Source organism: Clostridia bacterium (genome assembly GCA_014360065.1).
Classification (GTDB): domain Bacteria; phylum Bacillota; class DSM-521; order Neomoorellales; family JACIYF01; genus JACIYF01.
The window spans coordinates 1-5,372 of record JACIYF010000149.1; the positions used below are offsets into that span (position 1 = coordinate 1).

The 5,372-nt window shown below is 54.7% G+C and carries 6 protein-coding genes; all 6 read left to right on the plus strand.

The genetic code is table 11. From position 1 onward, the window contains the following. Positions 1-159 precede the first annotated feature (159 nt). A complete protein-coding gene (locus H5U02_13770) occupies positions 160-1,623 on the plus strand; it encodes an FAD-binding oxidoreductase (protein MBC7343490.1) in 1,464 nt (487 codons plus the stop codon). Between the two features lie 15 nt (positions 1,624-1,638). Continuing rightward, positions 1,639-2,898, plus strand: coding sequence for a (Fe-S)-binding protein (locus H5U02_13775; protein ID MBC7343491.1), 1,260 nt, complete (start codon positions 1,639-1,641; stop codon positions 2,896-2,898). Between the two features lie 102 nt (positions 2,899-3,000). Next, the gene (locus H5U02_13780) at positions 3,001-3,342 is read left to right on the plus strand and encodes a 4Fe-4S dicluster domain-containing protein (GenBank protein MBC7343492.1); all 342 of its coding nucleotides are present in this window, start codon (positions 3,001-3,003) and stop codon (positions 3,340-3,342) included. Between the two features lie 4 nt (positions 3,343-3,346). After that, positions 3,347-4,003 (plus strand): hypothetical protein, encoded by a 657-nt coding sequence (locus H5U02_13785; GenBank protein MBC7343493.1) that lies wholly within the window; start codon positions 3,347-3,349, stop codon positions 4,001-4,003. 102 nt (positions 4,004-4,105) lie between these two features. Next, entirely contained in the window at positions 4,106-4,696 is a 591-nt protein-coding gene (locus H5U02_13790) for a hypothetical protein (protein ID MBC7343494.1), read from the plus strand. 15 nt (positions 4,697-4,711) lie between these two features. Next, positions 4,712-5,372: hypothetical protein (locus tag H5U02_13795; protein ID MBC7343495.1), on the plus strand; the 661-nt coding region annotated here is incomplete at its 3' end.

Here is a 5,372-nt window from a genome sequence, read left to right on the forward strand (position 1 = left end):
GCACTTTTTCTGGCCAGCGATGAAGCTCGCTTTCTCCATGGCGAGGTAATCGAGGTGGACGGTGGTACCTTTAGTTCCGTAGTTGGCGGGGCGGTAATGGGCGAAGTATCCCAAGCTGGAGCGCAATAGCCATTAATTCAGGGTGAAGGAGGCTAGCATATGCCAGTTACTGCTGAGTTCATTGAGGAATTAAAACAGATAGTTGGTCCCCAGGCAGTATCTACCAGTCCCATTGACAAAGTTGTCTACATGCATTCCTTGGCCTATCACCTATTTCCTTGGCAAGCTGAAGTTATCGTGGTCCCCCAATCTGATCCGGCAGGCAACCACCCCATACCCCAAATCGTCAGCCTGGCCAACAAGTACAAAGTGCCGGTAACCTGCAAGGGCGGCATCGGCATGGGCGGTAGCGCCCCTCGCCAGGGCGGCGTTCTCATCGACATGTGCCGTATGGAAAAAGTCCTGGAGATTAATGAGGACTTGGGCTACGTGATTGCTGAGGGAGGAGCCAGCGTTTACCAGATTATGTACGAATTGCGCCAGCACGGCATGACCCTGCCTTGTTACGGAACCTATGAATCAGCCACCAACATTGGCGGCACCATCATTAACGCCGGGATTGGCTATGGCGAGACCCGTTACGGGTGGCTGGCCGATATGGTGACCGGCCTAGAAGTAGTGTTGCCCAATGGAGATGTAGTTCGGCACGGTTCTCTGGCCAACCAGTATACCGAGTTTGGCCCTTTCCAGCGCCACGTCAACGGCCCCGATGCCGTATCCCTTTATATCCAGTCCATGGGCAACTTCGGCATTATTACCAAGGTGGCCCTCCGTACCATCCACTTCAAGCGCGAAAACCTTCATGAATACTGCTATGCTTGGCGGCGGGACCAAATCGAGGATTTCCAAAAAGCTATGATTGAAATTGGTAAAACCAAGATCTACGACGTTCACTTCAACGATCGCTGGACCTTCTATTGGCAGATCAAGGAAGGCTGGTTACACGAAGTCCCAGATGATGCCTGGTTTTTCCTTCCCACCATGCTCTATGCCAACAACCAAAAGGAGCTGGAAGGGCAAGAGGAACTGATGCGAGACGTTTATACCCAGTATGGTGGCATCGAGGTTCCTGAAATTGCCCGGGTGCACATGCGGGGTGCCGACCCCAGCCGTTGGACCAGTTGGCATGTCCACGGGCCGGGCGGATGGATCGGTCCGGCGGCCCGGAACGGCGGCATGTTTGCCTGCATGTCCTTCTACTACCCTTTGACCAAGTTTGCTGAGATGTATCAGATCGACGAACAAATCAAGAAGCAAGTAGGCCTTTGGTGCCCAGAACATTTCCCTCAACACGATAGCTTCGTTACCAACGAACAATCCATTAAGGAGCAGTGGTTCTGCTCCTGGAATCCTTACAACCCTGAGCATCTCCAGAAAGTGGGGGCTTGGATGGGCATGGCCTCACAAATAGTTGCTCAAAAGGGCGCTTGCTGGCACGGGCCTTGTTTGCCCAACCAACCGCGTTACAGCTTCGAAAAGCTCGGGCCGGCCTATGATTTCCTGAAGGATATGAAAGACTACTTTGATCCCAACGACATTCTCAATCCTACGTCGATTCGCTAAGGAGGAGGGAAAAAGATGGCAAAAAACCGTCCTGTGGGCTTCGAAAGAATTAAGCGCTGGCTGTATGCAACGGACATGGACCAAGTGACCTCCGGGTGCACCTTGTGCGGCTCCTGCTTTGGTCGCGGCCCCTCCAATCCCATGGAAGATGAGCCTGGGTCCAAGTATAAATGCTTATCGTACAACTATTACCTCTTTCAAAAGTGGACGCCCAAAGCCCGCTGGCTAATGACTCAGAGAATTTATCATGGCCTTGAGCCTTTTACCGACGAATACAAGGACATCATTTTCCGGTGCACTACCTGCGGCATGTGCAAGGAAATTTGTGCCATCAACCCCGAGGGGCCGGTCGACGTAGTGATTGGGGCCAAGGAGGAGATAGTTAAGCGCGAAGGCCCTTACCCGCCGCATATACCGCTAATGGAGAATTTAGAGAATCTGGACAACCCTTGGGGCGGGCTTAAGGCCCGGCGGGGCAACTGGGCTAAAGGGTTGGGCTTGTTGGATGCAGCCAAGGATAAGGTGGAGGCCCTGTTCTTTGCCGGGTGTACTGCTTCCTTTGATCCCTATGTTCAGCTCATGGCCAGAGCCGGGGCGGCAGCCTTAAAGGCAGCCGGGGTGGGATTAGGTATCCTGGGGCCCAACGAGAAATGCTGTGGTAGCCCGGCCCGGATGAGTGGGAGCCGCAAGATCTTTGACCGCCTCCTGGATGAAAACCTTGAACAGTGGCAGGACTTAGGCATTAAGACTATTATCACCCCTTGCGCTGGCTGCTATATGCAGATCTCTACCCAATATCAAGCCAAAGAGCGTGGTATCGCCATCTACCACACCACCCAGTATATGGACAAGCTGATCAAAGAAGGCCGCCTAAAGCTGGTTAAGCCCATTGAAAAGAAAATTACCTACCATGACCCCTGCCACCTGGGTCGCCATGCTGGTGAGTACGAGGCGCCGCGCAACGTCATCAAGGCCATTCCCGGTGTACAGTTGGTGGAGATGCCCACCCACCGCCGTTGGTCGCGGTGCTGCGGGGCCGGCGGCGGCACCAAGGCTGCCTTCCCTGACCTTACGGAAATGGCTTCCTCGGATCGGGTCAAGGAAGCCCACGATACTGGTGCCGATATTATGGCTTCGGCTTGTCCCTTCTGCTATCAGAGCATGGGGCCGATGACCAGCCGCTACCCCAACTTTGAATTCAAGGACGTCATGCAGTTGGTGGCTGAATCCATGGATCTAGGTTCGGAAGCCCTAACTGTTCAGTCCTTGGATTAGGACGATATGGTTAACATGGAGTCCCCGGTACAGAGCCGATCCACTCTCGTACCGGGGACTCCACCTTCCACCTAAATCTAGGCTTTTATAGGGGTGAATACGTTGGCTTTGCTAATGGATCCTATCGAGTGCATCGGGTGCGGTGCCTGTGAAGTAGTCTGCGGGTTTCAGCGCGATGCCGCTTTCACCTTGACTTCCAGCAGCATCATTGTGTATCGAGCCGAAGAAAAAAAGAACTACTTTGGCCTGCTCTATAAAACCAAAACCGAGCTGGTAACCGGACGCCCTGAGGGGGTGCAGCGGGCCAAGCTGGGCGCATCCCAGCCTTCGGGCGGGGGCGCGGGGGGCAAGGAAATCCTAATTAGACCAGCCTGTGATGAATGTTCGGACGCGCCCTGTGCCCGCATCTGCCCCACCGGAGCTATTGAAATGGAGGAGGCCTAGCCAGATGAACCTCTATAACGAAAACATGATGATCATCGATCTAAATCGGCAAGAAACCCAAACCCGGGAGTTGGACCCCGACCTAGTTCAAGAGCAAATAGGGGGAGCCGCCCTAAACCAGGCCCTTTACCAAGAAATTTGTGCCCAGGAACCAGAATCGGACCCCATCGTTATTGGCACCGGGCCGCTCACCGGTACTCCCATCCCCGGGGCTGGTTTAAGCGTGATTACAGCTAAGAGTCCGGTAACCGACCAGCTGGCCCACGTGCCTATCTTGCAATGGATCGGGAGCGAGATTAAGTACAGCGGCTTTGACTTCATCGTCATCAAGGGAAAAGCTGAAAACCCAGTGTACCTGTGGCTTCACGATGGCCTGGCCGACATTGCCGACGCTAGCGCTATCAAGGATCAAGATGCCTGGCAGACTACCGACTGGATCCGCCGGCAGCGCGGCGACAACTTGATTCAAGTGATTTCCACTGGCTCGGCGGCCGCCAACCAATCGCCTAACGCCCAATTGGTACTTAACTACTGGCCCAGCGCCGATCACGTTGGCATGGCTAAACTCCTGGGTGAGAAAAAGGTCAAAGCCATTGCCTTCCGGGGCCTTGGCATCATCGACGTCGAAAACGGGGAGGGTTTAATTGAAGAAGCCATCTAGCTAAAGGATCGCATCCGCAAGGAGGTAGTCCGGCGCAAGGCGGGAGTAGTCTCCCTGGGGCCAGACCTGGGATGCCCTGATTTAACTGGGTGGCTTAAGCCCTTGGTGCACAGAAACCGCAGTTGCTTTGCCTGCCCGTTTCCCTGCCTTAGCTTCGTCAAATACAACGAGTCGCCTCGGATGATTGCCGAATCCGATGTAGCTGAACCCGGTCTATTATTGACCAACCCACAGGCGGTAGCTGCCTTCTACCGTACCGGGCTGGAGGCGGAAACTGCCATGCGTTCCCTAGAGGTTTGCGCTCGCTTGGGCGTAGATCCCCTGAGCGCCGCCTCGGCCTTAGAACAAAATCGGCCCCAAAACTTGGAGCAGGCCAAGGCTGTCATCGAGAGTCTAGCTGCAGCTAGCGATCGGGCCGATGCCAGCCAAGTTGGTGCCGACGTAGCTCCCTTCTCTCCTTGGATGCCAAACGCGGTTACCTTTGGTGCCAACGAGGGGCAGACGGAGGCGGCCGCAAGCGACGATTGGAAGCAGCGTAACGCCCTGGGCTACACCTTGGGGATATGTCCTCTGCTGCTACTGGCTACTCCCTTCCTGGACCAAGCGGTATTGGCTAACCTCCTTTCCCTGGGGTGGGGAGAAAAGATTGATTCTGAAAAACTCGAGGAGGTTGTTAGCTTGTGCCTGGACTGAGAGCGAGGGATCTAAATGCTATATGAACATCCCCTGTCCTTCTACGCCCTAAGCCTAGTGGCAGTGGTAATTTTGCTAGCTGGTTTAGCCACCGTCATAAATCTTTGGCGGCAAGGACAAGCGCCACCATCTGCGCAGTGGACTACTCAGGGCTTGCTTAAAACTTTGCTGTTCAAGGTACTATTCCAGGTCCAGATCTTGCGGCGGAGCTGGCTTCGCTGGATCATGCATATGGCCATATTCTGGGGAATCTTGGCTCTCTTTGCTCAGACTGCCTTCTTGACATTGCTGCAATGGGTCATTCCCAGGAGCACTTCCTTTTCCCAGTATTTCTTTCAAGGCCCAGGCAGGTTGGCCTTGGATTTCTGGGGTGATTTCTGGGGGCTAGTTCTCTTGGTGGGCCTTATCATTGCCTTGGTGCGCCGGTACCTGGTGCGGCCGCCGCAATTGGAGACCTTGTTCGATGATGCTATAGCTTTATGGCTCCTGGTCTTGGTGGTGGTGAGCGGCTTTATTACCGAGGCGGTCCGCCTGGCCCTGGCGTCGCCAATGGATGGGGGTGGGTTATCCTTTATTGGCCGCCCGCTGGCCAACCTTATCGGCACTTTGGGGGCAAGCGATCCCATGACTTGGTTCTGGATTCACGGAGTCACAGCTCTGGTCGCCATTGCCTATA

Excerpts from the sequence above, each read along its gene's own strand:
- H5U02_13770 (MBC7343490.1), top strand. The coding sequence starts at position 160 with ATGCCAGTTACTGCTGAGTTCATTGAGGAATTAAAACAGATAGTTGGT.
- H5U02_13775 (MBC7343491.1), top strand. The coding sequence starts at position 1,639 with ATGGCAAAAAACCGTCCTGTGGGCTTCGAAAGAATTAAGCGCTGGCTG.
- H5U02_13785 (MBC7343493.1), top strand. The coding sequence starts at position 3,347 with ATGAACCTCTATAACGAAAACATGATGATCATCGATCTAAATCGGCAA.